The organism is Aeromonas sp. HMWF015, from assembly GCF_963878965.1.
Classification (GTDB): Bacteria; Pseudomonadota; Gammaproteobacteria; order Enterobacterales; family Aeromonadaceae; genus Aeromonas; species Aeromonas veronii.
On sequence record NZ_CAWNZT010000342.1, the window covers coordinates 6007 to 9526 of the forward strand.

Sequence of the window (3520 nt, forward strand, 5' to 3'; positions counted from 1 at the left end):
GTGGTGCTCAACCCCGCCCCTGCCCGTCCGCTCTCAAGCGAACTGCTGGCGCTGGTCGACCTTATCACCCCCAACCAGACCGAAGCGGAGCTGTTGACCGGCGTCAAAGTCACCGACGAAGCGAGTGCCCGCGAGGCGGCCGCCCGCTTCCACCAGATGGGGATTGCGGACGTGATGATCACCCTGGGGTCGCAGGGGGTCTATTGCAGTAACGCACATCAGCAACAACTCATCCCGGGCTTTCGGGTCAAGGCAGTGGATACCACAGCCGCGGGCGATACCTTCAACGGCGCCCTGCTGGCGGCGGAACTGGCCGGTGCCGACTTCCACAGCGCGGTGCGCTTTGCCCACGGGGCGGCGGCGCTCTCCGTCACCCGGTTCGGTGCCCAGAGCTCCATCCCGAGCAAGCAGGAGGTCGACGCCTTCCTGCTTGAGCAGACTGCGCAGGGGCACTGATGGCCAATATCAAGGAGGTGGCGGCGCTGGCGGGGGTCTCCACCACCACCGTCTCCCATGTCATCAACGAGACCCGCTTTGTGGCCGAGGAGACCCGCGAGCGGGTCTTCGCGGCCATGCGCGATCTCAACTATGCCCCGAGTCTGGTGGCCCGCAGCCTCAAGGTGAAGGAGACCAACAGTATCGGCATGCTGGTCACCACCTCCAGCAACCCCTTCTTCGCCGAGGTGGTGCGCGGGGTGGAGCGCTACTGCTTCGAGCAGGGCTACAACCTGATGCTGGGCAACACCGAGGGTCAGGCCGAGACGGCCCTCTCCTACCTCAAGATGATGCTGCGCAAGCGGGTCGATGGCCTGCTGATCATGTGCAGCGAAGGCCAACAAGAGGTGTTCAACCAGCTCGACTGGCTCAAGAGCCTGCCGGTGGTGGTGATGGATTGGGGGCTGGTCAGCGAGGATGTGGATCTTATCGCCGACAACTCCTTCCACGGCGGTTATCTGGCGACCCGCCATCTGATTGAGCTGGGCCATACCGCCATCGGCTGTATTACAGGCCCCCACAGCCGCGCCCCCGCCAACCAGCGCCAAGCTGGCTTTGAGCAGGCGTTGCGGGAGGCCGGACTCACTGTCAAGCCTGACTGGATTCAGGACGGGGACTTTGACTGCGCCAGCGGCCATCAGGCGATGACTCGTCTGCTTGCATTGCCCGAGCGTCCCACCGCCCTCTTTGTCTGCAACGACATGATGGCAATGGGTGCCATCAGCGCTGCCCATCAGGCGGGGCTGGTGATCCCGCGGGATATCTCCATCGTCGGCTATGACAATGTGGCGCTGGCCGAATTTATGTCGCCGCCACTCACCACCGTCAACCAGCCCAAAGAGGAGCTGGGACGCCTCGCCGTCACCCGCCTGTTGGCTCGCATAAACGGCGAAGCGGTGGAGAATCACCTGATCACCGTCGACCCTGACCTGGTGATCAGACAATCCTGCGCGCCCCGTCCCTGACGTTCAGGGGCAATAAACGAACAAGGCGACCCCAGGGTCGCCTTGTTTCATTTTGTCTCTTGCCGATGCAATACCGCGTTTTGCCCTCAGGCCAGCGACCGGGTCTCCCTGGTTGCCAGCACTTGCAGTGGCACCAGCCCCAATCGTCTGGCCAGCGGTTGCAGCAACTCGCCATCTTCATCACCCTGCGGCAACCAGTAGCGAACGGGCCAGCCGGCGTCCAGCTGCGCCGCGGTGGTGCTGCCAATCTCTCTGAGTGCCAGAGTGCAACCCTGCTGGCGCAATCCTGCTAGCAGGGCACCATCCGGCTGTAGCGTCGGTACCAACAACACCAGCGGCGTACGGGAAGACGCCGGCAGATAGGCCAGTAGATGGGTCAGCTGGGCCTGGTTGTCGAGCGGGACCAGCAGTTCCCGACCATCGGCATACTGCGCCTCGTGCGCTTGCAGCACACGGGCCAACACGGGCCCCAGCACACCGCACTCCTGCAGCCAGCGCATGTGGCAGGGCGCCCCCTGCTCACGCCACTCAAGCGCCAATTGCCACAGCTCGTTGCCCTGCCCGTCTGTGAGCTCCTGCAATCCCACTCGCAGCGGTGCAGGCTCGCGCCCCGCCAGCCACTCTCGCAGCTGATGAAGCTGCTGCTGACTCAACTGCAACTGCTGCAGCATGGCTGGCTCAAACCAGCTGATCGCCCCCTCCTGGCTACGCTTGGCCTGGTTAAGGGCCAAGATGGCCTGATCCAGCAGCCGGGCGGCATCCTGTTGCTGCGCCTTGGCTACCCCGAGTCGACAGGCCAGATCGAAGCTGCACTCCCGGGTCACGAACTCGAAATGGAGCAGATCCACCAGCTCATGAATGGCGGTTTCCAGCGCATCATTCGCCTTGGTCAGCACCACGGCAAATTCATCTCCGCCGAGCCGGTAAGCGTGGCTGCCATGGGCCTGCTGCAGCTTGTTGGCCACCATCTGCAACAGCCGATCACCGACCTGATAACCCAGCAGATCATTGACCTGCTTGAAGCGCTTGAGATCGAGCACCACCAGGGCGCTCACATCATCGGCATGCAGAGCGCGAGAGAGCTGCTCCTGCAGGGCACGGCGGTTGCCAAGCTGGGTCAGGGGATCGAGCAGGGCAAGCCGACGGTTCGCCAGATTGGCGCGAATGAGGGCTGCGACCAGAGCGCCACCGGTCAGCAACAGGATCAGTTGCCAGATCTGCAGCCAGAACAGGCTGTTGCGGATCTGGCTGACCGAATGCTCCCGCTCTTGGCCGGAGAGGATCTGATCCCCTATCTGTTCGATGAGACGGGTCTGGCTGGCGATCGCCTCCTGCAAGCGGGCAAGCTCAGCCCCCTCGCGCAGCGCACCAGCCTCCATCTGGGGTTCGAGCTGCTTGATCTGCTCGAACAGGGTGGCCAGCACCTTGCCGAGCCCGTGCCGCTGGCGCATCTCGGCGGTCTCACTGCTGATGAGGAAGATATCGAGCCGGTTCCACAGCAGATCGTAATCGAGGCTCAGGGTCTCCATCGACAGTCTGCCAGCCCGGTAGAGCTGCAGATCGTAGAGGAAACGCTGGGATTCGAGCATCACCTGGCTGATGTTCCAGTGGACATTGCGGTAGAAGGTATCGACCAGCTGCTCCTGCCGATACTGCAGATAGAGACTGCTGCCCGACGAGAGCAGAAACAGTAGCGACACCGCAACCAACAGCAGATTTTGGCGGGATAGCCCCATCAATCGACGATCTCGATGCGGGTCACCTGCCACACCATGCAGTTGTGAATGGCGGGCACGTCCAGCTTGGGATAGGTGGTGAACGGGATGAGCAGCCAGAGCGGCCCCTTGTTGCGCCGGGTCAGCGGTTTGCCGTCCTCCTGACGCACCAGGGTCAGCGGCACGCCGTCGAACAGGGCCAGATCCACCACCTGCTGATAGCCGTTGAGGGCCGAAACGGCGATCTTGCGAGCATCCGGGATCCCTTGCGCCGCCAGCACTGCTGACAGGGTCGGCCCGCGATAGTGGTGAGCGCCCTGAGTCCAGGGGGTAGTGGTGGTGAAT

The 3520-nt window shown here is 63.2% G+C and carries 4 protein-coding genes; 2 read left to right on the top strand and 2 right to left on the bottom strand.

Annotated elements, in window-relative coordinates:
* The coding region (locus AACS18_RS23600; RefSeq protein ID WP_258228756.1) for a PfkB family carbohydrate kinase at positions 1-456 on the top strand (456 nt) is incomplete at its 5' end.
* Positions 456-1460 carry a substrate-binding domain-containing protein gene (locus AACS18_RS17245; protein ID WP_108612832.1) on the top strand — a complete coding sequence of 335 codons (1005 nt, stop codon included), beginning with the start codon at positions 456-458 and terminating at the stop codon, positions 1458-1460. The genes AACS18_RS23600 and AACS18_RS17245, both read left to right, overlap by 1 nt.
* An 86-nt stretch (positions 1461-1546) precedes the next feature.
* On the opposite strand, the gene AACS18_RS17250 is transcribed toward AACS18_RS17245, so the two are convergent.
* On the bottom strand, positions 1547-3196 hold the full coding sequence (locus AACS18_RS17250) for a GGDEF domain-containing protein (RefSeq protein ID WP_181363312.1): 1650 nt from the start codon (positions 3194-3196) through the stop codon (positions 1547-1549).
* The coding region (locus tag AACS18_RS17255; protein WP_258228757.1) for a hypothetical protein at positions 3196-3520 on the bottom strand (325 nt) is incomplete at its 5' end. The genes AACS18_RS17255 and AACS18_RS17250, both read right to left, overlap by 1 nt.